This is a genomic window from Blastocatellia bacterium (assembly GCA_025054955.1).
GTDB lineage: Bacteria > Acidobacteriota > Blastocatellia > HR10 > J050 > JANWZE01.
The window spans coordinates 20,996-47,989 of sequence record JANWZE010000035.1 but is presented as its reverse complement, the minus strand read 5'-3'; the positions used below and the strand labels follow the sequence as shown (position 1 = coordinate 47,989).

The following is a 26,994-nucleotide window of genomic DNA, read 5'->3' as shown; positions in this document are numbered from 1 at the left end:
TCAACCGCCGGCCACCGCCGGTACAATCATGATTTCAGCTTTCTCCGGGACGATGGAGTTGAGTCCGTCCAGAAAGCGAATGTCTTCACCATCAATGTAGATATTGATGAATTGTTTCAGTTGGCCTGAACCGTCTAACAGTCTGTCTCGAAAACCCGGATACTGCTGATCGAGATTTTCGAGAACGGCTGCGACGGTTGGACCGGCAACATCAATGGACTCCAAATCAGCAGTGAACTTCCTGAGCGGTTGAAGGATGCGCACTCTTGGCATAAACGGTAGACCTCCTTTCGGGACGAAATGTTTCTTCAAATTGAATGAGCTTCGCGTCAATTGAGCGTGGCTCGTTGATCTGGCAAACCTCGGCCGTTTTTAGGCCATTGCCGGTGACGGCAATGACGGTCAAATCATCTGGGCCAATGAGGCCCTGCGCGACCAGCTTCCTGGTGACAGCGACGGTCACACCGCCGGCCGTTTCGGCGAACACGCCTTCTGTCTCGGACAACAACGCGATGCCCTGGCGAATTTCTTCATCGGTGGCCTCTTCAGACCAGCCGCCAGATTCGCGGATCGCTTGCGCCGCCAGAAGCCCATCCGCCGGATTGCCGATGGCTAGCGATTTGGCAATGGTGTGAGGTTTCACCGGTTGAATCCGAGATTGGTGATTTTTCACCGCCGCTGTAATCGGATTGCAGCCGCTTGCCTGTGCGCCATACAGGCGAGTCGCACAGGGGGGAATCAGGCCAATGCGTTCCAGTTCTTTCAAGCCCTTGTGAATTTTCGTTAGCAAGGCGCCACCTGCCATTGGCACAACAATAGCATCAGGCGCGCGCCATCCGAGTTGCTCGGCGATTTCGAATCCGAACGTTTTCGAGCCTTCCGCATAATAAGGACGCAGGTTAACGTTGACCAGCGCCCAGTGGTAACGGTCAGCGATTTCGCTGCACAGGCGATTGACATCATCATAATTGCCGCGAATACCAACCACCTGAGCGCCGTAAATCGTCGTGCCGATGATCTTGGCTCGTTCAAGATCAGCGGGAATGAAGATGTAGGCCCTGAGACCAGCTCGCGCTGCATGAGCTGCGACCGAATTAGCTAAATTACCTGTGGAGGCGCAGCCGACCGTGTCAAAACCAAATTCCAATGCTTTGGAAAGCGACACGGCCACCACGCGGTCTTTGAACGACAACGATGGACGAGACACGCTGTCGTCTTTAATGAATAATCGCCGAAGGCCGAGCGCTGCGCCTAATCGGTGCGCCCGCAGAAGTGGCGTGAAACCCGCTTCAAGGCCGACACGCGGTGGGCCGTCAAGTGGCAATAATTCACGATAGCGCCACATGCTCGGACCTCGCGCGGCAATCACCTCGCGTGACAGCACTCGCTTGATCGCGTCATAATCGTACACAACTTCCAATGGTCCAAAGCAATCATCGCAAATGGAGAGCGGCTCAGCCGGATAGCTCCGACCGCAACTCCGGCATGTCAATCCTGTGACTGTACTCATAGCATTCCTCCTTGGCCCGATGCTCTGCCCGAAGCACCTTCCGTGTGACGCCGCTGAGTGTGACTGCTCGTCATTTCATCCTCCATCTTGCGCCTCGGAAGCTCGCTCCGTGAAAAGCAAAAGCCCCGTGCTGCCTAAACAACACGGGGCTTGGAATGCAAAGACGGCTACAGCGCCGGGCTATTTAGACAGTTTTTAACGTGGAGCAAGTCGCCTTAAATCGCCACGTGTCAAGTTTTCAAAGAGCCTTGCATGATAGGCTGATTCGATGCGTTCGTCAACCTCACAATCAGATAAAGACAGAAATTAGCCCATCATCAGCCACACCATCGAACCGGATGACTTTTTCCGAGCATGCTCCGTCTCTAATGCCTGAGGCCATGGTGCAGAGGCCAGCTCAACGCTTATCCGGCTATTGCTGGTGCGGGCCTCTCGGCAAGCGGCGAATGGGAAACCTGAGGAACTTGCTTCAATTCCGTCGTCGGCATGAGCGCGGTCACTTTACGGAAGTGCGCGAGCGATTGCTCCCATGTTGCCAGGATCATCGTGGCGCGTTGACTATGGGTCAACGCCACGTGACGCTCGATCAACCAGCGCAGGTGACGCTCATCCTCCACCGTGAGTCGTTGGATGTGGCCGAGCTCACGATTCAACGAGAACAAGAGCCGATCAGCTTCGTCAAATACGTAAGCGACGCCGCCGGTCATGCCAGCAGCGAAATTTTTGCCGACAGGTCCCAGAATCACCACCGTGCCGCCAGTCATATATTCACAGCCATGATCGCCAACGCCTTCAACGACGGCTACAGCGCCGCTATTGCGGACGGCGAATCGTTCTCCCGCTGCACCGGCGACAAACAATTCGCCACCGGTGGCGCCATACAGAACAGTGTTGCCGATGATTGTGTGCGCCACTTGAGTAAATGGAGCATTGGCCGGCGGTCGGATGATAATCTGTCCGCCGGCCATTGATTTGCCCACGTAATCATTGGCCTCGCCGGTCAGCATCAACCGCATGCCACGAATACAAAAGGCGCCAAAGCTCTGACCTGCTGTGCCAGTGAAGCGAACTTCAATCGCGCCGTCGGGCAATCCCCGGTCGCCCCATTGGCGGGCAATCTGGCCAGCCAGCCGCGCACCAACCGTGCGGTCGGTATTCTGGATAGCATATTCAAGTCGCACGGGCTGATTCGCGCTCATAGCCAGTTGCGCGTCCTCGGCTAACCGGTCGTCCAGTGACGGTGTCTGAGGCCGTGGATGTGAGCCGTTATCGCCACGCCTGTGTTCAACAGGAAAGAGCAGGCGACTCAAATCGAGTCGTCCTCCAATGGTTTCAGGGCTCATAGGAATTTGCTCAAGCAAATCGGTTCGTCCCACAATCTCTTGAAGTCGCCGGATGCCAAGCTGCGCCAGCAGTCGCCGAACTTCCTCTGCCACCGCCAGCATAAACCGGACGGCCATTTCCGGTGTGCCAGGAAACTTCGCTCGCAGGTCTTCGCGCTGTGTGGCGACGCCAACGGGACAGGTGTTCAAATGGCACTGACGAGCCATGACGCATCCGAGCGCCACGAGCATAGCTGTGCCAAATGCATATTCATCGGCCCCCAGCATCGCTGCGATGACGACATCACGCCCTGATTGCATGCCGCCATCAACGCGCAGCCGCACACGGTCGCGTAAGCCGTTCAAGCTGAGGACTTGATGCGCTTCAGCCAGTCCGAGCTCCCAAGGCACGCCGGCGTTTTTAATTGATCCGAGCGGTGAGGCGCCTGTCCCGCCATCGTGTCCGCTGATGTGAATCGTGTCGGCGTGAGCTTTAGCTACACCGGCGGCAATCGTACCAACGCCGGCTTCCGCTACCAACTTCACAGCGATTCGCGCGTGCGGGTTGATCCGTCGTAAGTCGAAGATCAATTGCGCCAGGTCCTCGATGCTGTAAATGTCGTGATGCGGCGGCGGCGAAATTAACGTGATGCCGGGCACGCAATGACGGACGTCGGCAATTTCTGGTGACACCTTATGGCCAGGCAATTGCCCGCCTTCACCCGGTTTGGAGCCTTGCGCCATTTTGATCTCCAGTTCACTGGCCGAGACCAAATAGGCCGGCGTAACGCCAAATCGGGCTGACGCCACTTGTTTAATGGCGCTGTTGGCCGAGTCGCCATTGGGCAGCGGATGAAAGCGGCTGGAGGCTTCGCCGCCTTCACCGCTGTTGCTGCGCGCTCCGAGGCGGTTCATGGCAATGGCAATCGTTTCGTGCGCTTCCCGACTGAGCGCGCCTAGTGACATGCCGGGCGCGCAAAAATGAGTCACGATCTGCTCAACCGGCTCCACCTCATCGAGCGGAATCGGCTCAGTCGGCTTGAATCTCAAAAGGTCGCGCAACGCCATAGGAGGCCGGCCGTACACGAGATCGAAATAGGCGCGAAAATCTTCTGCGCGCCCACTGCGCGCTGCCTTGTGCAACGCACGGACGACGTCGGGATTGAAGCCGTGATATTCGCCGCTACGCCGATAGCGGTAGTAACCGTGATCCTCCAATTTGGTCGCGTCCTCATAGGCAAGGCGATGCCGTTGCTGTATCTCTTCGGCAATCTCCGAGAGCCGCGCGCCGCCAACCGGCGAGGGCGTGTGAGTGAAGTACGCATTGATGACGCTTTGGTCTAGTCCCACTGCTTCGAAGATTTGAGCGCCGCAATAACTATTGAGTGTAGAGATGCCCATTTTGGACATCACCTTGAGCAAGTCGCTTTCGATGGCGCGAACGTATTTTTCAATGGCGGCGCTGGCCGGCCACTGATTATGGCGTGCCATGTATCGCACGACCTCATAAGTCAGATAAGGAAACACAGCAGTGGCTCCATATCCGATCAGGCAGGCAAAATCGTGTGTTTGACGTGGCTCGCCTGATTCAGCGATGAGGCACGTTTTCAGTCGTAGGCAACGACGAATCAAGTGATGATGCACGGCGCTGACGGCCAGCAACATCGGGATGGGCGCCCGCTCAGGTCCGATGTTCCGGTCGCTGATGATGAGCAAGGCCCAGCCGTCGCGCACACTCTCTTCTGCTTGCTGGCATAGCCGATCAACAGCTTGCTCTAGCCCGGCTGCGCCCTCGCTGACGGCGAATGTGGCATCAAGCGTTTTGTGGGAGAATCCCGAATGTTGTTTGATCCAGGTAAACTGGTTCTCCAGCAAAATAGGACTTTGCAATCGAATCAAGTGAGCATGACGCGGTCCCTCGGTTAACACGTTGCCCCACGGACCGACGAGCATCTCCAGCGCCATGACAAGCCGCTCGCGGATAGGATCAATCGGCGGGTTTGTCACCTGAGCGAAGCGTTGCTTGAAATAGGAATAGAGCAGGCGTGGCTTGGTGGCTAACGGCGTCAACGGCGTATCATCGCCCATGGACCCCGTCGGTGATTGTCCCTCGCGGGCCATCGGCGCCAGGATATATTTGTGGTCTTCGGTCGAGTAGCCGAAAATGCGCTGGTGTCGAAGCAATGCCGCATCGTCTAATGGCTGGCCGCTAGCAGATGTGTGCGATGGGGGAGGACAGTGAACAAGGCTTTGCTCCAACCACCACTGATAATTGTGATGCGTCGCCACTATGTGCTTGATTTGATCATTGTTCAGCACGCCATGACCACCAATCAGATCAACGGCGATCATCTGACCGGGGCCGAGGCGTCCTTTTTCAATGATGTGCTCTGGGTCTATCCGAACAACGCCGGCTTCAGAAGCAACCACCACCAGTCCATCGTCTGTGATCAGGTAACGCAATGGACGCAAGCCATTCCGATCAAGTGCTGCGCCGACCACCACGCCATCGCTGAACACCAACGCGGCCGGTCCATCCCACGGCTCCATCATCCCTTCGTGAAATTGATAGAACGCGCGCAGCGCCTGATCCATCTGCGGAATATGCTCATGCGCTTCGGGAATCATCATCATGATTGTGTGCATGAGGCTGCGCCCCGAACGAACCAATAACTCGACAGCGTTATCCAGGCTGGCTGAGTCGCTGCCATCCGGCCAGATGATCGGTTTCAAATAGCGCGCATCATGACGCCACAGACTGGTGTCGAGGTCGGCTTCGCGCGTTTGCATCCAGTAGCGATTTCCTTGAATCGTGTTGATCTCGCCATTATGGGCTAACATGCGAAACGGATGAGCCAGAAACCAATTGGGAAATGTGTTGGTGCTATAGCGTTGATGAAAGATGGCGAACGCCGATTGAAACAGTGGGTCGTTCAGATCAGGATAGAATTTTGCCAAATCGCTCGCGCTCAGCAGACCTTTGTAGACAATGGTTCGGTGTGAGAGTGAGCAGATATAACAGCCCTGGAGCGCCGCTTCTTGCCATTCCTTCTCGATCTGTTTGCGGGTTACAAATAAGCGTCGTTCCAACTCCGTGCCGGACAGCGGGGTTGGCGAGAAGGCAATCACCTGAACAATATCGGGCTGGGTTTGCCGTGCTTTTGTTCCCAGCAGTCCATCGTTGATGGGCACACTTCTCCAACGCAACAAACGAAATCCGCGATGCGCCAGCACCGTTTCAATGATTCGCTTCGCTTGCGCTGAGGCGGTCGGTTCCATCGGCAGGAAGATCATGCCGACAATCAGCGGAGTTGAGTCGGGAACAGAGTGAGGCACATCAGCTATTGCGTGCCGGAAGAATCGTTGAGGCACCTGCGTCATTAGACCGGCGCCGTCACCGGTGGCTGCGTCCGCATCGGCCGCGCCTCGGTGTTCAAGATTGACCAACGCTTGCACGGCCGTTTGAATGATGAGCTGGCTGGGTTGCCCGCTTCGATGCGCTATGAAACCGACACCGCAGGCGTCGTGTTCAAACCGTGGATCGTAGAGCGAGCGTTGGTATGAATCATCTGCTTGTTGTCGCTGAACCATCGTTTGTGATCTCCGGAGAACGGATTTGGTCAAAATAAAACGGCCATCACCTCTGCAACTAGGGTGATGGCCGCTCGTGCCTATTGATCTGAACGGCTCAGGCCATCACCCATCGCGTACAGCGGTGGTGATAGCCTTTACCTTGGTAATCGCTGTGGTCGGGTTGCTCCCCAGAAGGGAAGCGCCGCATGCCGCCGGGCCGACCGCTGGCAACAATTCGCCTAGCAAACTATGGTCTCGTTGCGTTGTTGCCTTCAATCTCATAGAGAAGCCCACGCTAATCCATCATGCCGGCAATGCCACGAGCGCTCGTTCGTTGACGACTGATGGATTCGGGTTGGAGCGTTATAAATACACTAAAGTCGCGGAGGTCGTCAACCAGCATCTTTATTTGCGTTCGCAGAAATTGTCGGAAATCTTCATCGGTTTGAAAACGACCACGAAAATCAAGAAGAAAATTCATGATCTCGCCATACTGTCGCTCCATCAACAACCTCCTGGTTTCAGGCATCAGTCATCAGACGTCAGACCTCAGTCAGCAAACCGGCTGCTGCGGGAGCTTAGGGCTGCTGTCTGACGTCTGATGTCGAATCTCTAAATGTCGTAGTAGAGCGTGAACTCGATTGGACTCGGCCGCATGCGCACGACGTTGATTTCACGCTCCTTCTTATAGGCAATCCAGCGATCGAGCAGTTCTTCGGTGAATACATCGCCAGCCAGCAAGAATTCATGATCGCGTTCCAGCTCGGCAATCGCCTCTTCGAGTGAGCCGGGCAAGCTCGGCACATCTTTGAGCTCTTCAGGACTCAAGTCATAAATATCTTTGTCCAATGGCGGGCCAGGATCAATCTGGTTGCGAATGCCATCAAGGCCAGCCATGAGCATTGCAGCAAATGCCAGATAGGGATTGCAGCTTGGGTCTGGCGGCCGGAACTCGAGCCGCTTGGCTTTGGGACTGGATGAATACATAGGAATTCGCACAGCAGCCGAGCGGTTGCGTCGCGAATAGGCCAAGTTGACAGGCGCCTCAAAGCCCGGCACGAGGCGACGATAACTATTGGTCGTCGGCGCGGCAAACGCAACAATGGCCGGCGCATGCTTAAGTAGGCCGCCGATGTAGTGCAACGCCAGCTTGGAAAGACCTGCATATTGATCGCCAGCAAACAGCGCTTCGCCGTTCTTCCATAAGCTTTGGTGACAGTGCATCCCGTTGCCATTATCCCCATACATCGGCTTCGGCATGAATGTAGCTGTTCGACCAAATTGACGAGCCAAATTCTTCACCGTGTATTTGAACAGCAACACATTGTCAGCCGTCTTGACCAGAGTGGCATATCGAAAATCAACTTCGCACTGCCCAGCCGTGGCCACTTCGTGATGATGGCACTCTACCTGAATGCCAACCCGTTTGAGATATTCAGCCACTTCGCTGCGAAAATCCTGTAACGTGTCCAGCGGTGGCACAGGCACATACCCTTCCTTGTGACGGATTTGGTGGCCGCCGTTGCCTTTTTCGCGATTGCTCCAGATGGCTTCTGCGCTCTCAATCTTATAGCAAGCCGCGTCCACATCGGCGTAATAGGAAATTTTGTCGAAGACGAAAAATTCGGCTTCGGGACCAAAATAGACAGTGTCGGCAATGCCCGTTTGTCGCAAGTAGGCCTCGGCGCGACGAGCGACTCCTCGCGGATCAAGCGGGTAGTCTTGTTTGGTCAGCGGGTCAATGACATCCGCAATCAGGCAAACCGTCTTGCGCTGAATGAACGGATCAATCCAGTAGCGGCTCGGATCAAGCCGCAGCAACATGTCACTTTCGTGAATCGAAGCCCAACCACGCAAACTGGACCCGTCAAACCCAACGCCGTTTTCAAAGGCCTCTTCACCGATTTCCTCTCTGGGAATCGTCATGTGATGCCACTGACCGGGCAAATCAGTAAATCGGACGTCAACGTATTCAACCTGTTCATCCTCCATGAACTTCAGTACATCTGCCACACTCATGAAAATTCGCCTCCAAAATTGTTATCGTTGTTTGTACACCGATTCTCGGTGTCATGAGCTGGTTTACAGCAAGTCTTATGCCTCAACGTCAATGTTGACTCAAAGCTGTCAACGAACATAAAACGAGGCAATTACGAGATTTTTGATTGAAAAGGTGGATGACAAAATTGTATGAAGACTCACTAAATCCTCCACGATTGTAGGAATTTTCTTCTGCGCTCCGACATAGATGCACGTGTTTTCGCCAGCAGTGTACAACCCAGACACGGTCGAGTTCTTGCATTAGGTTTTGAATCGCGAACAGTCAATTTTGTAATTCTTGATCTTGTAGTTGATGATGCGCTCGGTCGTATCAAGCAATCGGGCGGCTTTAGCGCGATTTCCGCGAGTCGTTTTGAGCGCGTCTATGATAAGGTCCTTTTCATAACTGGCCACGGCAGCGGACAACGAGAGACGAGGAACAGTTCCTGAGACTTCGGCTGTTTGCAGCGTAGGGGGCAGATGATGCGCATGGATGACGCCGCCTTCACACAACAGCACAGCTCGCTCAATGCAATTCTCCAGCTCGCGCACATTCCCAGGCCAATGATAGCTCATCAGCATATCAATGGCCGGCGTCGAGATGCGCTTGACGCTTTTGCCATGTTCGGTCGCATATTTTTCCACAAAATGATCGGCTAGCAACAAAATATCTGGGCGTCGCTCGCGCAACGGTGGCACGTAGATGGTGAATACATTGAGGCGGTAGTATAAATCCTCGCGAAATCGGCCCTGCTGCATAGCCGCTTCGAGGTCTTGGTTGGTGGCCGCAATCAAACGGACATTGACTTTGATTGGTTGGATGCCACCGAGTCGCTCAAATTCTCGCTCTTGCAATACGCGCAGCAATTTGATCTGCGTTGGCAGCGTTAGCTCACCTACCTCGTCCAGAAACAACGTGCCGCCATGAGCCAGCTCAAACCGTCCTTTCTTTTGTGTGCGTGCATCAGTGAAAGCGCCCGGCTCATACCCGAATAATTCCGATTCAATGAGGCTTTCAGGGAGCGCCCCACAACTGACCTTGATAAACGGTTTGTTAGCTCGTGGAGAGTTGTAATGAATCGCGTGAGCGATCAATTCTTTGCCTGTTCCCGACTCGCCGCGGATGAGCACGGTGGTGTTGGTCGGCGCCACCTGAGCGACCTGTTCATAAACCTGTCGCATCTGGTGGCTATTGCCGATGATGTTGCGGAAATCGTAACGTTCGCGCAATTCCTGACGCAGATGCAAGTTTTCCGCTAACAACCGCTGGCGTTCGGCCTCGATCAGTCTGTTGACCTTCAATGCTTGAGCAATCATGGAAGCAACGACGCTGAAGAACTTGCTGACTTGACCAAGATTGCGGTCCGGGTCATAAGGCAAACTGACGCCCAGCGCGCCAACGGTTTGCTGGCTCACGTTGATTGGCACACAGATGAACGAAAGTTCTGTCTTGCCCGATTTTTTCCATGTGCCAGTGCGATTGAGAAACAGCGGCTCCTTGCTCACACGAGGCACGATGATCGGTTTGCCGCTCTGGACAACACGTCCCGTAATCCCCTCGCCGAGCCGATACTTGGTTTGCTGCGACACTTTCCAACTGATCCCCGCCGCTGCCTCAATAGCCATCTCCCCCGTGTTCTCGTCAAGTAACGTGATGGCACTGCTCACAGTGTCGTGATGCTCCTCCAGAATTTCCAGCACTCGCACCAACGAAGATTTCAGGTTCAGCGTCGAGCCTAATGTCTGACTGAGCTCTAACAGCGTTGACAATTGTTGTACGTCACTTGTAGCCATCTGACAATCTCGAATCAACGTGACGGAGAATCGTACAAAAATGATTCTTTCTTGTCAATTTACTACAAAATTGTCACTCTGAGCTTAAAGACGCCATATTTTTGTAGCCTATCACGCTGAGAGTGCCCGCCTGGTGGTGGGGTTATCCCTGCCCTCTGCTTCTGGGATAAAGCTCATTCGCGAGCTGTTCTAGGTAATGCCGCGCATGGTCTCTTCGATTAAGAAGTCCACCACGGCCTTCAAATCACCTGTCTCGCGGTAGACCCGGAGTTGTTGGTCGGCGCTAGTGCCGCGTTCCAGAATTTCATAAATATGATTGATCTCCTCGCGGCAGTTTAACTCATCAACCACATCATCAACGAATTCGATCAGCTCACAGATGAGTTGGCGGACGGGGACTTCTTCCTGTTTGCCGAAGTCAATCAAACGGCCATCGAGTCCATAGCGGATAGCCCGCCACTTATTTTCCTGGATCAGGGCGCGGCGATAGAGTCGCCAACCCATGTTGAGTTTAATGAGCTTATAGAGCTTGACGGTGATGGCCTGGAACAAGGCTGCGATCGAGAGGCTATCTTCGGGGTTTGTTGGCAAGTCACAGATGCGATACTCCAGCGTTGGGTAGACTGGATGAATGCGCAGGTCCCACCAGATTCGCTTGGCATTGTCAATGCAATTGGTCTTGATCAGCAGATTGACGAAATTTTCGTACTCTGAATAGGACGGGAAATAGTCAGGAATGTCAGTGCGGGGAAATTTTTTGAACAACTCGCAACGGTAGGATTTCAACCCGGTATTGCGCCCCGTCCAAAACGGCGAGCTCGTTGACAATGCCAGGACGTGAGGCAGAAAGTAGCGTGCTGCGTTGAGGATGTGAATAGCCATCTCGCGGTTTTCAATGCACACATGCACATGCATGCCGAAGATGAGCAGCGATTGCGCCAGCACCTGCATATCCTCGACGATCTTGTAATAGCGTTCGTGGTCATAAATTTTCTGCTCGGTCCACAAGGCAAAGGGATGGGTTGAGGCGGCGACGATTTTCAGTCCCTGACGCGCGGCCAATTCGGCCATCGTTTTCCTCAAGCGAAACAGGTCGGCGCGCGCTTCTTTGATATTAGCGCAGATGCCCGTGCCGATTTCCACCATGGACTGATGCATCTCCGGTTTGACTTGCTCGCCTAGGATGCGCTTGCCTTCCTCCAGGATGGAGTAGACATGCGAGCGCAAGTCCCGTGTGACCGGGTCAACAATCTGATATTCTTCTTCAATGCCAATGGTGAAATCCTGATCGAATTTTCCCAGTGATGGCAAGCTATACGGACTTTGTGAACTCATAAGCCTTCCTCCATGCTACCAGAGGAGAATCAAGCCGTTTAGTCATAGGTGAGTGAATCATTGCTCAGTAAAATGGCCAACCAATCAATTCTCCAAAATAAATGTCGGCACCATGCCGCCACCGGCGGTTACGTTGCACAACTCACTACTGGATAAACGGGTGAACGCACTGCCGACATGACCGTCGAACAATAACGGGTCCAGATCAACCAACTGCTCAACAAAATCAACCGTAGTCCCATCTATGATCCACGGGAAGACCTCTCGAGCCGTAGTCACGCGCTCTTGCAGCAAGTAGGGATGCGTGAGCGCAGACTCGATAGCCGCATCCCAGGCTGCTTCATCGCATTCCCAGCCGATGAAAATTCCTTTGCCGCCATATTCATCATTCGGTTTGAGCACCAGTTGGTCGCGTCGTTGCCGGGCAAAGGCGATAAGATCAATTTCCTGCCCATAATAGGTTGTTTTGCGAGGCTCAAACCGTCGCGTCCAGGGGACATGCTGGCGTATCAGCGTTCGCTCAGCTTCCGTGAAGAGGTGAGCGAACTGCTCGTCAGTCAGCACGCCGAATAGCAGTTTCTTGTGAATCAGTTTGCCGCGGAACGAATTCACCATGCACACCGCGCCGGCTTGGCACGCTTCGAGCAAGCCCTGCGCCTGCTCCATGACTTCAATCAGTTCATTGACCAGCAACCGTTTGTAGATCAAATCAACGCGAAAATCTCCAGCATAGAGTTTCCCCTGGCGAAACTCCAACTCTTGCGGATGAGCAATGATGGCGTTCAGTCCGCGCGACTCGAAGAATTCCTGAAACAGCTCGAACTCGCGTCTCGTTGGCAGTCCAGGCAGATCAACGATGGCGATATTAGGCCGGTGATCGCTACCGCTGAATTCCTGATAAGCTGCCAACAACACATTCAATAGTTTCTCTCGTCCGCTGAGCGGCGTGACGCGATAGTGTTTGGCAAATTCCTTCATCACATCCAGCTTTAAGAAAATCTCGGTGGCCACATCCGAATAGGCGATACCGGCAGGCGTTTCGGCGTTCAGCTCGACAAACGAGTAGCGTTCCTGCGTCAAGAACGAATCCAGCCGCGCCGTGCGCGAGACGCCTTGATAGCCCGGCTCAAAGCTGATCAATCGGCGCTCTGTTTCAGTCACGCCCAAGTAATCGAGCAACTCTGGTTCACGCAATGCGTGGTCGGCTACTTTCAGAATCGCCGGCCACAATCCTTCGCACACACTGCGAATAAATTCAAACTGCTGGCGCGTGACAAAATGAGGACGCAAAAACGGGCTGAGCATGCGTCCACCAAAGACAAATTCCACTTCGTTGAGCCGTTGCCAGAGCTGCTCTCTGGTGCGCTCGATGCCGTTGTTCTGCTCCAGCAGCGTGTGATAGGTTGTGACGGCTTCCTTGAGCATGTTCCTTTATGCAGAAAGTTTGATGGGCGCTGATGTTTCTGTCTAGCGCCTCTACATTGAACCGCCCACGGCCACCGATGCGTTCAAAAACTCGTGCCACCGATGATCCCGAATGGTGGGCTGCCCGTGATACGCATACTCGATCACTAGCTCGGTGACCGCGTCCAGGAACCAGTAGAAGTGTTTCTCACCGACAGAAAAAATATCCGCGTCGGGGGCCGGGTTGGTAAAATCAATGGCATAGGGGATGCCGTCGCGAATGGCAAATTCCTGCGTGTTGATGTCGTAGCCAAGCGCCTGATTGATCTTGAGGCAATCACGCACAATGCGCTCATGAAGCTCGTCGTCCAGATACCCGTCAAGCGGCTGGTATTGGCCTTGCAGATATGGCTTGGTTGGATCGTACTTCATTACCAGCACTTTTTTGCGCCCGATGGTATAACATCGGACGAATTTCTCAAATTGAATGAACTCTTGCAGCATCATGCACAGCTCGCCCGTCTGATTGTAATGCCATAACAACTCTTCCAATGAGTCAATGCGATAGACGTTTTTCCATCCGCCGCCGTCATAGGGCTTCATGATGGCCGGCAATCCGACATACTGCAGAATTCCTTGCCAGTCTAATGGAAATTGAAGATTGCGCAACGATTCGCTGACGACACCTTGTTTATACGCCTTTTGCGGCAACAAAACCGTTTTGGGCACCGCCACGCCCAATCGTTGAATCAGTGCCGTGCCGAAGTACTTGTCATCAGCCGACCACCAAAACGGATTATTGATGACGATGACGCCATTGAGCACGGCCTGCTTCAAGAAAGCGCGATAGTATGGAATCTCATGCGAGATGCGATCAATAATGATGCGATACTCGCAGGGATCAATCGTCTTGACGCCACCTAGTTTGATGTATTCAGCCGTGAGCCCAACATTCATCGAAGCAATCTTTTCAATGAAGGCTTGAGGAAACGACTGCTCGCGGCCTACCAAAAGTCCTATTTTCATAGACGCCTCACTCCTCGCGTACCCACATTCTTATAGACCCTACCAGTAGTAGCTAACCAGCTTGGCGCAACATGATATAACAGGGCTGGCCATAAGGCAAACTAAAAAATTGAGTGGGGACCAGAGACGAAGCACTCCGCAAGTGATACCAATTGCGGAAACGCAGCCCGTGGCCACTTATTCATCGTGAATGAGAGTTTTTCAGAATGCGATGACATAAGAATGAAGCCAAGGCCCGGTGGACAAGCATGAACGAAGGCTCGTCGCCCATCGAAGCTTTTTCTATAGAAAACAAACCCTAGCCGCCCCGCGCGGTGGCGGCTAGGGTGCTATGTAGTTGCCCCATTGAAATCGGGAGTCAGTCTCCCGTCACCAAACAAGCTACTTAGGAGGTGAGACCTTAATTGAATTCTTGATGAATTGCATCCGGTCGCGTATGGCCTGCAGGTTAACAACCTCACTGATGTGCATGCCAACGACCTCGTCAGCGTGATTCAAGACGGTCACAATGTAGTGGTGCTTCTTTGAAAACGGTCTGATGCCGTTTCCGCTATAAGCCAACATGTAACGTCCAGCTTGCAATTGAACATTGGCGATGCTCTCGAAGCCTTGTTGTACCACCGACGAGCGGGCAACCGGAATCCATTGCCGGGAGTTGGCACCTTGCCGCAGCAGGAACAGATGCCCCCCCTTGTCTTGTGCGCGGCCAACGACGGCGTTAAACGAATAACGACCTGATTCGAGCACATCAATCAGTTGGTATTCTGCCGCAGCGCCAGAAATGGGAGTCACGGGTCTAAAGCCGGCTAGGAACTTGATCGTACTTTTGATTGGTTCAATTGCCTCAGGAGGCTGTCCGACCGTACCCAAGGTGCCAACGCGAAGCGTGTAAGATTCATCTGTGGCACTATCCCACGCCTGAACAAGCTCATTGGTGAGGATGTTTTGGTCAGGTGTCACCGTCAGCAGGAAGACGCTGTTGGTGTAAAACTGATCCACATTGATGATGTAGCGTCCGCGTGGCAATGAGACGTTTGTGACACTTTCTGTCGAATTGACAAGATTCAAATCGCAAAACGGCGGGGGCGCGCCAAATGCCCATGGCAGCAAGCAAAGGCCGTTACCCTCCGCATCGAACGATCCGTCAATAAACTGCCCTCTCGCATTAAGCAGCAAGAGGTCAAGGTCACTTGGAAAGACAATACTAAAGGGAAACAAGTGGTACGGCAGCCCGAGGGCTAATGCAGCGGCATCGGCTGAGAGATGGTGATAGCCGTCACCTGAAAATCCTAAGTTGAGCGACACATTCTGGTCCCGCGTGAGCCGGAGCGAGTAAAGGTCTTGGCTGTCAGTAAACGCACTCACAGTGGCAATGATCTGGGTTTGTCGCGGCGTTCCCACTACATCACCCGTGATGGGGCTAATGATAGGGGGAATATCCTCTAAAAAGGCCACGATTCCAAAGAGTAGTTCACCTTGGGCGCGTCCTCTGATGACGCCAGGCGGCCCAGGGACAATTTGAAACGCCGTCCTGTCGTTATCCGCGCCGGTCAGACTGACTTCCATTTCCGTGATCACATTACCGATTAAGCCTTGAGCTTGATTTGGTTGGGGCAAACTCATGGTTGCCAAGACAAGGGCAATCACCATGATGCAAAGGATTCTACCGGTTTTCGCAAAACTCTCTCTCCTCATATTGATCCTCCTTGCTTTGATACTGATACAATTGATCTACGCTCTCAATGGGGTACACGTGGGGGACCGAATGAAACTCGGTTAACCTACGCCTTGCCGTCCGGCTTGAATTAAGCGATGGTCCCACCTGAGGAACCCCCTCCTGAAGTTGTTAAAACTCATCAGACTTAACGAAGGTAATCGGAGTAACCTGCCTACCGTCACTCGCATTCAATACCTTCGCCTGACCCACTTAAAAACTCCTTCAAGACAACCACCACCACACCAACAAAACAACTTTTCTCGCCCTACTTCTAGCGATTAATCCACAACTGCAACTTGCTGGGGTTGGTATACAACAACTAGATGGTAAAGTCAAGGTTTTTTTCCGGTTGGCCGGAGCGGCTTAGGATGCGGGGCTGGCTTATTGCTTCAAGTCGCCCCACAGATATTGAATCAGACTGAGCGCCACAATGGCGGCCGTCTCCGCGCGCAAAATGCGCGGGCCGAGCCAGACAGGGAAAGCGCCGGCATGCAGAGCCACTTCAAGCTCCTGACTATCCCATCCGCCTTCGGGGCCGACCATGAGGCAATTGGGAGGCTTTGAGGCAGTCCATCGCTCCCGCAGCGCTTGCAGCGACTCCCCACTGCGTTCACAAAGTAGCAGCGTCTGTGGAGGAAGCTCAGCGATAAATTCGCGCCATTGCATCGGTGCGGTGACTTCCATTAGCCGCGTGCGACCGCATTGCTTGGTTGCTTCAAGGACGATCCGCTGCCATCGGGCCAGTCGCGCGGCAGAAACCCGTTGCGCGCCACTGCTCACCGTGTGAGCAGTCACCAGGGGAATGAGACGCCGGAGACCGAGTTCCGTCGCTTTTTGAACGATCAGATCGAATTTCTCGCCTTTGATAAGGCCTTGCGCCAGGGTCAGGTTCAATTCAGATTCGGTGTTCGGGCGGGTTTCTTGCAGGATCAGCAGCTCGGTTTGATCGTGGTCGAGACGTTGGATACTGCAAGTGTATTCCTTTCCTGAACCATCGAACACGGCTACTATTGCGCCGGGTCGGAGTCGAAGCACACGTTGAAGGTGATATGACTCTTCAGCCATAAGAACAATGCGGTTCTCCGTGATGGCAGACGGTGGCGCGAAAAAACGGTGTCGGCTCATACTCCATCATCCATGAATGCCGAGTTGATCCAGCATGGCGCTGTCCTCGCGCCAGTGCCGCCGCACTTTCACATACAATTGCAGGAACACTTTCCTGCCCAGCAGAAACTCAAGCTCCTGCCGCGCCAATGTGCCAATGCGTTTTAGCTGCTGTCCGCCGCGCCCGATGATGATTGCTTTCTGTGAATCTCGTTCCACCAAAATAGTGCAGTGAATGCGTGTCAGCGTTGGTTCTTCGCTGAACTGCTCAGTGTAGACAGCCGTTTCGTAAGGAATTTCGTCATGGACCACCTGCAACAGTTTCTCACGCACGATTTCTGCGGCCAGCGTGCGTTCGGGTTGATCGGTAATATCCGTCTCGGCATAGTAGAGCGGACCTGGCGGCAACAGCTCGAACAGCCGGCTGATCAGTAACTCAACATTTTCCGACGTGAGGGCTGAACCGGGAATGAAGTCTGCAAACGAAACCTCGTTTCGGTAGCGCTCAATCAGTGGCAGGAGGCTGGCTCGATCCTTCAGCTTGTCTATTTTATTGAGCCACAACACAGCCGGTTTTTGAATGGTCTTGATCCAATCCAAGACGAACTGATCTCCCTTGCCGAAGGGCACTGTAGCGTCAACCAGCAATAAGAGCACATCGGCATCACTGCTGACCGTCTGCACGGCGCGCATCATGCGTTGGTTCATTTGGTGAACGGGCTTATGGATGCCGGGGGTGTCCACGAAAATGATCTGCCCTTCAGGCCGGGTGAGAATGCCGCGGATTGCCATGCGCGTCGTTTGCGGCTTATCTGATACGGCAGCGACTTTCAGGCCGATCAGTTGATTGAGCAAAGTTGATTTACCGGCGTTGGGCCGACCAAGTAACGCGACGAATCCGGATTTGGTTTGCTGCTGGCTCACAGCTCTTCGACGTCTGTTCGCTCAAGCCGAGGGGGTCGGCTTGATGCGAACCTTTTGCACGCGGCGCCCGTCGGCAGCCACCACCTCGAACAGGAGGTTTTTGAAATGGAGTTGCTCGCCAACGTCTGGCAACCGGTCCAATTCGCGGATAATCAGGCCAGCGACAGTGGTGAAATCATCGGCTTCAATTTCCGTTCCCACCAATTGTTCAACTCGTCGAATCTCGACGCTGCCGCTGACCAGAAAGCTCCCATCCGGCAGGGCGTGAACTTCATCGGCGACCTCGTCCAGTTCTTCCTCTTGAATCTCGCCGACGATTTCTTCCAACAGGTCTTCAATGGTGATCAACCCGGCCAGTCCTCCGAATTCATCAATCACCAGCGCGATGTGGGTATGAGAATGGCGCATCTCTTCCAATAAATCGCCGGCCAGTTTTGTCTCTGGCACGAAATAAGCTGGGCGAGCAATGTGCGCAACAGGCTCCTCGGCCTGTCCAGCTCGCCAACACTTGAGCAGGTCGCGCAAGTAGACAATGCCTTCGATGTTATCCAGGTGATCACGGTAGATGGGAATGCGCGAGAAGCGGGTCTCAATAATCGTGTTGAGTGCGGCCATAATCGAGGTGTCGTGACGCACGGCCACGATCTCCGAGCGGGGCGTCATCAGCTCGGTGACTCGGCGGTCGCCCAGTTCCACAATAGACTGGATCAGCTCGGCTTCGCCTTCTTCCAAAATGCCTTCTTCTTCGCCCACATCAATGAATGCTTGAATTTCCTCTTCATCTGTATCCTCCTCCTCGGCCTGTGCCAGTTGATCGAATGCGCTCTGCAATTTTTGCCGCTGCCGTTGAATGACCCAGTGCAGTGGAGCAGCCAATAGGTGGAGTCCTCGATAAACAATGGACAAAGGCGGCAGCAGCAGTAACAACACGCGCGACGGATTGATCTGCGCCACCAGTTGCGGCACCAGTTGACGGAAGAGACCAATAACCAAGCACATGGTCACAAATGCCCACAGCAGCGGGTGCTTGTTTGTTGCCGGCAACTGACCAAAGAGTGTGCTGACCAGAATCGTTATTGACACAATCAGCACTTGCCCGCCCAGCCCGAGCGTCAGTAGGAAGAGCTGGTAGTCTTCGACGACAATTTTGAGCAACCGATGGCGGAGGCTTTGTTCATGTTCAGCCAGCAAGACGCGCAGTTGGACTTCACTGAGTTCATTGACGGCGCTCTGAATGGTCGAGAGAAAGACCAACAGAAGCGTCAGGATCAAGATCAAGCTGATATGAAAGGTTACGGACATCATTGACGGTCAGGCCTTGCCAAGCAGCTTTCGACGTAGCCGCCGCTCCAGTTGTCTCATTTGACCTTGATCGGTTTCATGGTCGTAGCCGCACAAATGCAACACGCCGTGAATGACAAGCTGTTGTATCTCTCGCTCGAACGAGATGCCGTAGCGGGCAGCATACCGCGCTGCCGTTTCAGTGGAAATGATGACGTCGCCCAGGTCCCGTCGCGGGTGATTCTCGTGGGGGAAGTCAGGTTCGTTAGGGAAGGCAAGCACGTCAGTAGGCTGATCCAGCGACCGATATGTCCGGTTCAACCGTCGCATGCAACGGTCGCTCACCAGCGTGATCGTGAGCCGACTGGTAGCTTGACCGACAGCCGCTAAGACCTGCCGCGCCAGTTGTGCCAGCGCATGGCATTGCACGGGACGAAATCGTTGACGGTTCAACACCAGGATTGAAGGGTCGTCATCTGATTCCGTTTTCGATTCGGCAGGAGAGTGATTCTTCATCGGGGTTCCGTTAATGCAATATGCTATGACGTCATCGGCTGATTTCGGTCATATTCTTCGTAGGCTTTGATAATGAGTCGCACCAGCCGGTGGCGAACGACATCTCGCTCGGTGAAGTAAATGAAGGCCAATCCCTCAACATGCTGAATGACTTGTTGGGCTTCGACCAAACCGGATCGTTTCCCTGGTGGCAGATCAATCTGGGTGATGTCTCCCGTGATGACGGCTTTGGAATCAACGCCCAATCGCGTCAAAAACATTTTCATCTGTTCGCTGGTCGTGTTTTGCGCTTCGTCCAGAATGATAAATGAATTGGAGAGTGTGCGCCCCCGCATAAAGGCCAGCGGGGCAATCTCGATGATCCGCCGCTCCATCAACTGCGTGACCCGCTCAAACTCCATGATGTCGTAGAGGGCGTCATATAGGGGCCGCAAGTACGGGTCAATCTTCTCTTGCATGTCGCCGGGAAGGAAGCCGAGCCGCTCGCCGGCCTCCACTGCCGGTCGCGTCAGGATGATGCGGCTGACCCGCTTGGTCGTCAATGCTTCCACGGCCATCGCAACGGCCAGGTAAGTTTTCCCTGTGCCTCCCGGCCCAATCCCGAACACGATGTCGTTTTCACGGATCGCTTGAATGTACTTCAACTGTGTGGGTGTGCGCGCGACAATCCGCTTTTTACCTGCCGGCGTGAAGCTGCCTTCGAGGAAATGGTCGCGTAGGCTGTATGTGCGATCCTCGGCGATTTGCTGAAAGACATGCTTCACTTCTTTTTCCGTGGGTTGATGGCCATCGCGCAACAGCGCGGCGTAGTCGTCGAAGATGCGCTCGACAACATGTACATCTTGCTCTTCACCTTCAACGGTCAGCACGTTGCCGCGAGCGTCCACCCGGACATTGAGCATGGATTCAAGATATTTCAGATTTTGGTCGTGAGGGCCAAACAGCGTTTCTAATCCTTTATGGGGCACAACAATCTTCTTCAAAACTGTCGCACTACCTCCGCGATGTAAATCGGTCATGGTCACCAGTGCCACTGATGTCGGTCAATATGTGGATGTTCATCGAAAAACACCTTACAAAAGAAGAAATGAGGCTGTCAAGCAACAGTGTACTTTTCCGGTTTGCTTGCCCGTTGGCTGGCTCAGTGAGCCGGCGGTTGAAAATCGGCAATTGACAAGCAGTGGACTGTTGCGCGTTGAAAATAGCGTCGCGTTCGCTCAATGTCTTTCATGATTTGTTGCTTCAATGCTGTCACATCGGGGAATCGAATCTCATCGCGCAGCCGATGCAAGAATCGCAGGCGCAGGCGCTGCCCAAGGAGGTCTTGCTGCGTATCCAGCAGGTGACATTCAACACTGATGTGTGGGTCGCCGCCAAACGTTGGGCGTGTGCCGATGTTGGTTACGCTGGGGCGCCACTGCTGGCCTGCGTATGCCCATGTCACATACACGCCTTGAGCGGGAATGACGCCGTTTTCCAACTGTAGATTAGCGGTGGAAACCAGCAACTCTCCGCCGATGCCTCGTCCTCGGATTACCGTGCCGATGACTTCATAAGGACGCCCCAACATGCGACGGGGGAGATTCAGGTATCCCGCTTTGAGCAATCGCCGAATTGTCGTTGAGCGAACGCGATGGCCGCGATACATCACTTCAGGGACGATGGCTGCTCGCCGTCCCAGCTCCGCGCTGACACGCTCGACTAATTCAAAACGTCCCTCGCGATTGTGTCCAAACGCGACGCCTTGCCCCACGTATACTTCCAGAGCGCCGAGGCGTCCAAAAATGAGGTTGCGCAGAAACTGTTCGGCAGGCGTCGCGGCAAACTCCGGTGAAAACCGGATCACCACCGTTTGTTCGATGCCCAGTTGCTCGAATCCTTCCAGGCGTTGGCCGAAGGTTTGCAGCAGCGGCGGCGCGTGCTCAGGCCTCAACACGGCGCGCGGATGAGGATCGAACGTGACGACTGTCGGCACAGCCGATACCAGCCGAGCCCGTTGCACGACCGTCCGGATGATTTGTTGATGGCCGATGTGAAGTCCATCAAAGACGCCCCATGTTAAGACAGTGGGTTGCGCAATATCGGGGCTAGTCAGCTCGTAAGCAATCTTCATGGTGCGTCAACATTGAATTGCCACTCACGCGCTCTGTTTGGCCGACGACGCGCGAACGTAGGCAAGTTGCAACTGGGCTAAGGCGTTGTCCAAGAACTCCCGTTCGGAAGCTGTCAAGTTGCCTCTGGTTTTTTGCTGCAACGCTTTGAGCACATCAATCATGTGCCTGGCTCCATCTAGGTCAGAAGTCATCTGGCCGGTGATCGGGTGTGGTGCAAGCCCCAGATAACCAGCCGCGCCGCTGATGAGATTGGCCAGAAAATCCAAGAACACCGGATTCTCCTGCTCGCTTGGCGCGGGCTGCGCGGCTGCGTTGGAATCGGATGCGACTGTCTGGGTTGTCGAGGCCGGTATCTGGTCGGATTCCTCCTGACTGGCTTCTTGCCGCCGTGTGCCATCCGCGTAGAAGTGTCGCCGGTCCGTAACTTTTATGGTCTCGGTTCGTTCTTCGCTCATTCTGAGAATCGTCCTCGCTCAATAGGCTTGGGAGCAAGATGCTAACATCATGACCACGTAGGAGCAAGAGCCTTGTATATCAGCCTTCCCATAGCAAGCGAGGCAGCGCGAGCGACGGCCCTCGAAATATGCGGGCAAGAGCCTTGTACATCAGTCTTCCGATGACAAAAGCTTGCCGATGGCAACGGCTTTGTGTACGCACCATCAGCTTCGCAAGAGCCGTGGCAAGAATCGAGGTGTTCGCCGGGCGTACTCCAGCCACGCCTCTCCAAATGTCTGTTCCATCAGTTTCTCCTCATGTCCAATCAACAGGTGACCGGCCACGAACATCAGCACAATAGCCGCAAGCGCCAACCATGTCCCCGTTAACAGAAAGACCAACAGATGAGGACCCCAAAACATGACGCTGTAGAGCGGGTGTCGGACGTACCGATAAGGCCCTCTGGTAACCAGTTCACGGCCTCGCTGCCGCAGGCTCAGTGTGCCAAATGACCAAAGAATGATGCTTATCCCGATCACCGTCACAAAGCCAGCCAGCGCCGAGCGGAGGGTAACGGCTCCTTGCCAGTGCGCTCCACCGATGACCTTCTGCGCCTGCAGAGTTCCCAGCATGAGCGCGAGCGTCAGCACCAACAGTAACGGCCCTGATCCAAAAATGCGTTGATAGGAAGTCATGCACATAAGATAGCTTTTTGCCTTGGCTGGGTAAATTCCTCCTGCTAAAGCAGCAAAAATCTGCCGAGCACTTGGAACATGACGTGGTCTTTGGTAAACTGCCCGATTTAATCGTATGGCGTATTTGCGGAAACTGGATGTGGCCGCCGAGTCAGCGCGGAAGCTGGCTCGCATGCGGGCCGGGACGCACTTAGGCAACTTGTTGCAAAAGTTACGTCCGGCTGATATTGCGTCTATTTTTGGTGGCCTGACAGAGCAAGAGCGATCATTCGCCTTTAACGTCCTACTCGGTCAGAATGAGGAACTGGTGACAGAAACGCTGGGCGAGATGGCGCCCGAAGTTGCCGCTCGTTTGCTGGCTCAACTGGACCCGCCAACGATCGCCAAGTTATTGCAGCGACTGCCGACCGACGATGCCACGCTGTTGGCTTCCCAACTGCCGCCAGACCTGTTCGAGTCAGTCATGAACTTGATGCACGTGGATCAGTCGGCAGACGTCTTAGATCAACTCCAGTTTGCCGAAGACACAGCCGGTCGTATCATGACGCCCGATGTGTTCGCGTTGCATGAGGACGTGACCATCAGCGAAGCCATCGCTACACTCCAACGAAAAAGTGATGAATTGGAGATGGTCTTCTATGTCTATGTGGTGGATGACCGACACCATCTGGTCGGCGTGGTCAGTCTGCGAGAGCTGTTGCTGAACCCGCCCAGCATGCCGTTGAAAAAGATCATGTCCACCGATGTCATCAGTCTGCCGACCAGCGCCGATCAGGAGGAAGTCGCGCGCATTGTCAGTCAGTATAACTTCGTGGCGGTCCCAATTACCGACGAGGAGAATCGGTTGGTTGGGATGGTCACCGTTGATGATGTCGTGGATGTCATTCGTGAAGAAGCCACAGAGGATTTGTATAGTCTGGCCGGTGTAGACACGGAGGAGCGAGTTGGGACGCCGGCGCTGCGCTCGATTCGACTCCGGCTCCCATGGCTGTATGTGAATTTGATTACCGCGGTCGTTGCCTCGACGGTGGTCTATGCGTTCCAGGGGACCATCAGTCAAGTGGTGGCGCTCGCAGTGCTCATGCCGATTGTTGCAGGCATGGGGGGTAATGCGGCGATTCAGACGTTGACGGTGACCGTGCGTGGTTTAGCCTTAGGTGAGCTCTCATGGGGCAATACCAAGCGCGTGATCCTCAAAGAAGTCCTCGTTGGCATTGGCAACGGTATTGGCAACGGGCTGGTGGTGGGTCTGTTGGCATGGCTTTGGTTTGGGCGGCCGATGCTGGGCGTGGTGATTGCTCTTGCCATGATCAGTAACATGTTTGTGGCCGGATTGATGGGCACTCTGATCCCGCTGGTGCTGAAACGGCTTCGCGCTGATCCAGCCGTGGCGTCCGGCATCTTTGTCACGACATTTACCGATGTGTGTGGTTTTTTTTCCTTTTTAGGATTGGCGACTTTGTTCCTAAGATGGATACAATGAACATCCGAATATCAAACGGCAGAGTCAACACTCAAACAGGCGGCTGGCCAGCCGTGGCGCTCGGCTGTAGGGCTCAGTTCAAGCGAGCCTGTTAGCTGTGAAGATCGAGCTGTTGACACTGACGTGAGGAGAGTCATGTATGGTTCTGAATTATACCGTTCCTGGTCACGCGCTGACGCGGACACCGACCATTCAACAACGCGCTGAGGAAGTCGCTCGACGACCGACGCATACAACTGATATTGATTTGGGCCTTCCGATCCCTGACCGTTATGATGTTGATATGCTCAGTGTCATGGTGCAGAACCCCTATAGGCTGCATGCCTTCTGGTCTATCAGTCAGCGGGCCTGGAGGTCGCTGGAGAAAATTTTTCCTCCTGCCGAGGTGAAACGATTTCGCACGGTAATCAAGTTGCGCAATCCGCGTGTGGGTTGGGAAGGTCTTTATGAAACGAATCTGGCCACGCGTTGGTGGTTTGATGTCTATCCGGATGCTCCATACCAAGTTGAAGTCGGTTTTTATGCGCCGCGATATGGATATATTCGCTGGTTGCGTTCACCACAGGTGCGCACGCCACGGATTGGCCCTGGCTTGGATTCGAGCGTGACGGAAGCTGACGTCGCTGCGCCGCCGACCTCAGTCTCTGCTTCCACCCTGATTGAGACGGATCAATCAACGGTGCCGTGGTGGGTCAATCAGTTGCCCGCCTGGATTCGGGATATGGTCATGAAGCTGTTACAAGGTCAGGTGCTGAGCGAAGACGAAATCTCCCAATTGCCCGATTGGTTGCAGCATCAGTTACGAGCTATTGGCGTCGGCGTCGGCCTCGAAGCGATGCGTCAGGCGTTTCTGGAGTACGTGCCGGAACTGGTGTACGAGACCGCGCCGGATGCCTACTGGCAGATTCTCGATTTGCAACGCGAAGACATGCGTCTGGTACAAGTGGGTTCGGAAATAATGGCTCAACCGCCAGCCGGTCACCGTTGGTTCCCCTCGATGATGCGTCCGCCTGTGCGGCCGGTGGGCGTACCAGCAAGCCCACTGTGATGACCGATGACGCGTGCCAACGTGTCCCAGTTCGATAGTGGATCGTAGCACGTTGCCTTGCACAGAGTGCTTCCAGATTATGGAACAAGGACTGCTCGCGCTGATCTTCCATGCTCACCTACCGTTTGTGCGTCATCCGGAGTATCCGGAGTTCTTGGAAGAAGACTGGCTCTTTGAGGCCATCAGCGAGACCTATATCCCCCTTCTGTTTCTCTTTCGCACGCTCGCCGAGGAAGGGATCGGATTCCGTGTGACAATGGGATTGACGCCGCCGCTGTGTGAAATGCTCGTTGATCCACTGCTGCAGCAGCGATATGTTAAGCATCTGCATCGGCTCATCGAATTATCAGAGAAAGAAGTTGAACGCACCAAGAATCATCCAGCGCAGCACGAAACAGCCCGCATGTATCTGGATCATTTCCGCGCGGCGCAGACCATTTATGAAGATCAGTGCCAACGCAACTTAGTCAACGGCTTTCGCGAGCTTCAGGATGCCGGCTACTTAGAAATTATCACCTGCGCTGCGACGCACGGCTTCTTGCCGTTGATGAGCACGACCGAAGCGCGACGAGCGCAAATTCAAGTGGCGCGGCGCAACTACATAAAACACTTCGGGCGCGACCCGCAAGGTATCTGGCTGCCCGAATGCGCGTACGAGCCAGGCCTCGAACAATTGCTTGCTGAGGCGGGCATCCGTTATTTCATCGTGGACTCACACGGCATCATGTACGGTCAGCCTCGTCCGCTTCGCGGCATTTACGCGCCTGTGAAAACACCTGCCGACGTCTATGCATTTGCCCGCGATGTCGAAACAAGCGAGCAGGTCTGGAGCTCGGAAATCGGCTATCCGGGCGACCCGGTCTATCGCGAGTTTTACCGTGACCTCGGATACGATGCTGAGTATGAATATATCAAGCCTTATCTGCACAGCGACGGTGTACGCCGAAATATCGGTCTGAAGTATCATCGTGTCACCGGTAAAGTCGGGCTAGACCAAAAGGATTTCTATGTTCCTTCAATAGCGACTGAGCGAGCAGCCGAGCATGCTCGCCACTTCCTCACGAGCCGACAGCGACAAGCGGAGTACCTCTATCCGCTGCTCGGACGTAAACCACTGATCGTCTCGCCATACGATGCTGAGCTGTTTGGTCATTGGTGGTTCGAGGGACCGCAGTTCCTCAATTTCCTGATTCGAATGACATACTACGACACAGACCGCATCCGACTGGCTACGCCACTAGACTATCTCAGTGAATACAATGATATTCAACAGCAGACGCCCGCTTCCTCGTCCTGGGGCGCCGAAGGGTACTACCGGATGTGGCTCAATGGCAGCACTGAGTGGATATACCCGCATCTGCACTACGCCGAACGACGCATGATCGAGCTGGCCAATCAAAATCCGACTGCCCAGGGGCTCCGGCTCAGGGCGCTCAATCAGGCAGCGCGTGAGCTATTGCTGGCTCAGTCCAGTGACTGGCCATTTATCATTTCCACCGGAACGGCTGTCTCGTATGCTATCAAGCGGGTCAAAGATCATATCCACCGGTTTCACCGATTGGACGAAGCGATTCAATCAGGACAGATTGATGAACAGTGGTTGGAAGATGTAGAAAGCAAGGACACAATCTTTCAAGAGATTGATTACCGCGTCTACCGGAGCATATAAAAAG

The 26,994-nt window shown here is 54.2% G+C and carries 21 protein-coding genes; 3 read left to right on the top strand and 18 right to left on the bottom strand.

The window, feature by feature from the left end; translation table 11 throughout:
- The 18 genes from NZ823_04725 to NZ823_04640 all read right to left on the bottom strand — a co-directional run bounded on the left by NZ823_04725 (nucleotide 1) and on the right by NZ823_04640 (nucleotide 22,796).
- A complete protein-coding gene (locus NZ823_04725) occupies nucleotides 1-273 on the bottom strand; it encodes a MoaD/ThiS family protein (protein ID MCS6804433.1) in 273 nt (90 codons plus the stop codon).
- The gene (locus tag NZ823_04720; protein MCS6804432.1) at nucleotides 227-1,510 is read right to left on the bottom strand and encodes a threonine synthase; all 1,284 of its coding nucleotides are present in this window, start codon (nucleotides 1,508-1,510) and stop codon (nucleotides 227-229) included. Before NZ823_04720 ends, NZ823_04725 begins: the two co-directional genes overlap by 47 nt.
- 404 nt (nucleotides 1,511-1,914) lie before the next feature.
- The gene (gene gltB / locus NZ823_04715; protein ID MCS6804431.1) at nucleotides 1,915-6,423 is read right to left on the bottom strand and encodes a glutamate synthase large subunit; all 4,509 of its coding nucleotides are present in this window, start codon (nucleotides 6,421-6,423) and stop codon (nucleotides 1,915-1,917) included.
- Nucleotides 6,424-6,700: 277 nt separating this feature from the next.
- Complete coding sequence (locus tag NZ823_04710) at nucleotides 6,701-6,910, bottom strand: hypothetical protein (GenBank protein ID MCS6804430.1); 210 nt, start codon at nucleotides 6,908-6,910, stop codon at nucleotides 6,701-6,703.
- Nucleotides 6,911-7,017: 107 nt separating this feature from the next.
- Nucleotides 7,018-8,424, bottom strand: coding sequence for a type I glutamate--ammonia ligase (gene glnA, locus NZ823_04705; GenBank protein ID MCS6804429.1), 1,407 nt, complete (start codon nucleotides 8,422-8,424; stop codon nucleotides 7,018-7,020).
- A gap of 282 nt (nucleotides 8,425-8,706) precedes the next feature.
- On the bottom strand, nucleotides 8,707-10,239 hold the full coding sequence (locus NZ823_04700; protein MCS6804428.1) for a sigma 54-interacting transcriptional regulator: 1,533 nt from the start codon (nucleotides 10,237-10,239) through the stop codon (nucleotides 8,707-8,709).
- 189 nt (nucleotides 10,240-10,428) lie between these two features.
- On the bottom strand, nucleotides 10,429-11,574 hold the full coding sequence (locus NZ823_04695; protein MCS6804427.1) for a carboxylate-amine ligase: 1,146 nt from the start codon (nucleotides 11,572-11,574) through the stop codon (nucleotides 10,429-10,431).
- An 84-nt stretch (nucleotides 11,575-11,658) separates the two neighbouring features.
- Nucleotides 11,659-12,999 carry a circularly permuted type 2 ATP-grasp protein gene (locus NZ823_04690; protein MCS6804426.1) on the bottom strand — a complete coding sequence of 447 codons (1,341 nt, stop codon included), beginning with the start codon at nucleotides 12,997-12,999 and terminating at the stop codon, nucleotides 11,659-11,661.
- A 51-nt stretch (nucleotides 13,000-13,050) separates the two neighbouring features.
- Complete coding sequence (locus NZ823_04685) at nucleotides 13,051-14,004, bottom strand: hypothetical protein (GenBank protein MCS6804425.1); 954 nt, start codon at nucleotides 14,002-14,004, stop codon at nucleotides 13,051-13,053.
- Between the two features lie 381 nt (nucleotides 14,005-14,385).
- A complete protein-coding gene (locus tag NZ823_04680) occupies nucleotides 14,386-15,699 on the bottom strand; it encodes a hypothetical protein (GenBank protein MCS6804424.1) in 1,314 nt (437 codons plus the stop codon).
- 403 nt (nucleotides 15,700-16,102) lie between these two features.
- Nucleotides 16,103-16,846 carry a 16S rRNA (uracil(1498)-N(3))-methyltransferase gene (locus NZ823_04675; GenBank protein ID MCS6804423.1) on the bottom strand — a complete coding sequence of 248 codons (744 nt, stop codon included), beginning with the start codon at nucleotides 16,844-16,846 and terminating at the stop codon, nucleotides 16,103-16,105.
- A 6-nt stretch (nucleotides 16,847-16,852) separates the two neighbouring features.
- Nucleotides 16,853-17,749, bottom strand: coding sequence for a GTPase Era (era, locus tag NZ823_04670; protein ID MCS6804422.1), 897 nt, complete (start codon nucleotides 17,747-17,749; stop codon nucleotides 16,853-16,855).
- 21 nt (nucleotides 17,750-17,770) lie between these two features.
- Nucleotides 17,771-19,054, bottom strand: coding sequence for a hemolysin family protein (locus tag NZ823_04665; protein MCS6804421.1), 1,284 nt, complete (start codon nucleotides 19,052-19,054; stop codon nucleotides 17,771-17,773).
- A gap of 6 nt (nucleotides 19,055-19,060) precedes the next feature.
- Nucleotides 19,061-19,546, bottom strand: coding sequence for an rRNA maturation RNase YbeY (gene ybeY, locus NZ823_04660; GenBank protein MCS6804420.1), 486 nt, complete (start codon nucleotides 19,544-19,546; stop codon nucleotides 19,061-19,063).
- A 23-nt stretch (nucleotides 19,547-19,569) separates the two neighbouring features.
- A complete protein-coding gene (locus NZ823_04655; protein ID MCS6804419.1) occupies nucleotides 19,570-20,529 on the bottom strand; it encodes a PhoH family protein in 960 nt (319 codons plus the stop codon).
- A 158-nt stretch (nucleotides 20,530-20,687) separates the two neighbouring features.
- On the bottom strand, nucleotides 20,688-21,659 hold the full coding sequence (locus NZ823_04650) for a bifunctional riboflavin kinase/FAD synthetase (GenBank protein MCS6804418.1): 972 nt from the start codon (nucleotides 21,657-21,659) through the stop codon (nucleotides 20,688-20,690).
- Nucleotides 21,660-21,683: 24 nt separating this feature from the next.
- Complete coding sequence (locus NZ823_04645) at nucleotides 21,684-22,115, bottom strand: DUF1844 domain-containing protein (protein MCS6804417.1); 432 nt, start codon at nucleotides 22,113-22,115, stop codon at nucleotides 21,684-21,686.
- A gap of 204 nt (nucleotides 22,116-22,319) precedes the next feature.
- Entirely contained in the window at nucleotides 22,320-22,796 is a 477-nt protein-coding gene (locus NZ823_04640; GenBank protein MCS6804416.1) for an isoprenylcysteine carboxylmethyltransferase family protein, read from the bottom strand.
- A gap of 109 nt (nucleotides 22,797-22,905) precedes the next feature.
- Here NZ823_04640 and mgtE point away from each other — a divergent pair, with 109 nt between their 5' ends.
- The 3 genes from mgtE to NZ823_04625 all read left to right on the top strand — a co-directional run bounded on the left by mgtE (nucleotide 22,906) and on the right by NZ823_04625 (nucleotide 26,990).
- Nucleotides 22,906-24,273: a magnesium transporter gene (gene mgtE, locus NZ823_04635; GenBank protein MCS6804415.1), complete on the top strand. Its 1,368-nt coding sequence runs from the start codon at nucleotides 22,906-22,908 to the stop codon at nucleotides 24,271-24,273.
- Nucleotides 24,274-24,412: 139 nt separating this feature from the next.
- The gene (locus NZ823_04630) at nucleotides 24,413-25,321 is read left to right on the top strand and encodes a DUF4912 domain-containing protein (protein ID MCS6804414.1); all 909 of its coding nucleotides are present in this window, start codon (nucleotides 24,413-24,415) and stop codon (nucleotides 25,319-25,321) included.
- Between the two features lie 79 nt (nucleotides 25,322-25,400).
- The gene (locus NZ823_04625) at nucleotides 25,401-26,990 is read left to right on the top strand and encodes a DUF1957 domain-containing protein (protein ID MCS6804413.1); all 1,590 of its coding nucleotides are present in this window, start codon (nucleotides 25,401-25,403) and stop codon (nucleotides 26,988-26,990) included.
- Nucleotides 26,991-26,994: the final 4 nt, after the last annotated feature.

Excerpts from the sequence above, each read along its gene's own strand:
- ybeY (MCS6804420.1), bottom strand. The coding sequence starts at position 19,546 with ATGAAGAATCACTCTCCTGCCGAATCGAAAACGGAATCAGATGACGAC.
- mgtE (MCS6804415.1), top strand. The coding sequence starts at position 22,906 with ATGGCGTATTTGCGGAAACTGGATGTGGCCGCCGAGTCAGCGCGGAAG.
- NZ823_04675 (MCS6804423.1), bottom strand. The coding sequence starts at position 16,846 with ATGAGCCGACACCGTTTTTTCGCGCCACCGTCTGCCATCACGGAGAAC.
- NZ823_04720 (MCS6804432.1), bottom strand. The coding sequence starts at position 1,510 with ATGAGTACAGTCACAGGATTGACATGCCGGAGTTGCGGTCGGAGCTAT.
- NZ823_04640 (MCS6804416.1), bottom strand. The coding sequence starts at position 22,796 with ATGTGCATGACTTCCTATCAACGCATTTTTGGATCAGGGCCGTTACTG.
- NZ823_04700 (MCS6804428.1), bottom strand. The coding sequence starts at position 10,239 with ATGGCTACAAGTGACGTACAACAATTGTCAACGCTGTTAGAGCTCAGT.
- NZ823_04725 (MCS6804433.1), bottom strand. The coding sequence starts at position 273 with ATGCCAAGAGTGCGCATCCTTCAACCGCTCAGGAAGTTCACTGCTGAT.
- NZ823_04645 (MCS6804417.1), bottom strand. The coding sequence starts at position 22,115 with ATGAGCGAAGAACGAACCGAGACCATAAAAGTTACGGACCGGCGACAC.
- NZ823_04685 (MCS6804425.1), bottom strand. The coding sequence starts at position 14,004 with ATGAAAATAGGACTTTTGGTAGGCCGCGAGCAGTCGTTTCCTCAAGCC.
- NZ823_04690 (MCS6804426.1), bottom strand. The coding sequence starts at position 12,999 with ATGCTCAAGGAAGCCGTCACAACCTATCACACGCTGCTGGAGCAGAAC.
- NZ823_04625 (MCS6804413.1), top strand. The coding sequence starts at position 25,401 with ATGGAACAAGGACTGCTCGCGCTGATCTTCCATGCTCACCTACCGTTT.
- NZ823_04710 (MCS6804430.1), bottom strand. The coding sequence starts at position 6,910 with ATGGAGCGACAGTATGGCGAGATCATGAATTTTCTTCTTGATTTTCGT.
- NZ823_04695 (MCS6804427.1), bottom strand. The coding sequence starts at position 11,574 with ATGAGTTCACAAAGTCCGTATAGCTTGCCATCACTGGGAAAATTCGAT.
- NZ823_04630 (MCS6804414.1), top strand. The coding sequence starts at position 24,413 with ATGGTTCTGAATTATACCGTTCCTGGTCACGCGCTGACGCGGACACCG.
- glnA (MCS6804429.1), bottom strand. The coding sequence starts at position 8,424 with ATGAGTGTGGCAGATGTACTGAAGTTCATGGAGGATGAACAGGTTGAA.
- NZ823_04680 (MCS6804424.1), bottom strand. The coding sequence starts at position 15,699 with ATGAGGAGAGAGAGTTTTGCGAAAACCGGTAGAATCCTTTGCATCATG.
- gltB (MCS6804431.1), bottom strand. The coding sequence starts at position 6,423 with ATGGTTCAGCGACAACAAGCAGATGATTCATACCAACGCTCGCTCTAC.
- NZ823_04665 (MCS6804421.1), bottom strand. The coding sequence starts at position 19,054 with ATGATGTCCGTAACCTTTCATATCAGCTTGATCTTGATCCTGACGCTT.
- NZ823_04650 (MCS6804418.1), bottom strand. The coding sequence starts at position 21,659 with ATGAAGATTGCTTACGAGCTGACTAGCCCCGATATTGCGCAACCCACT.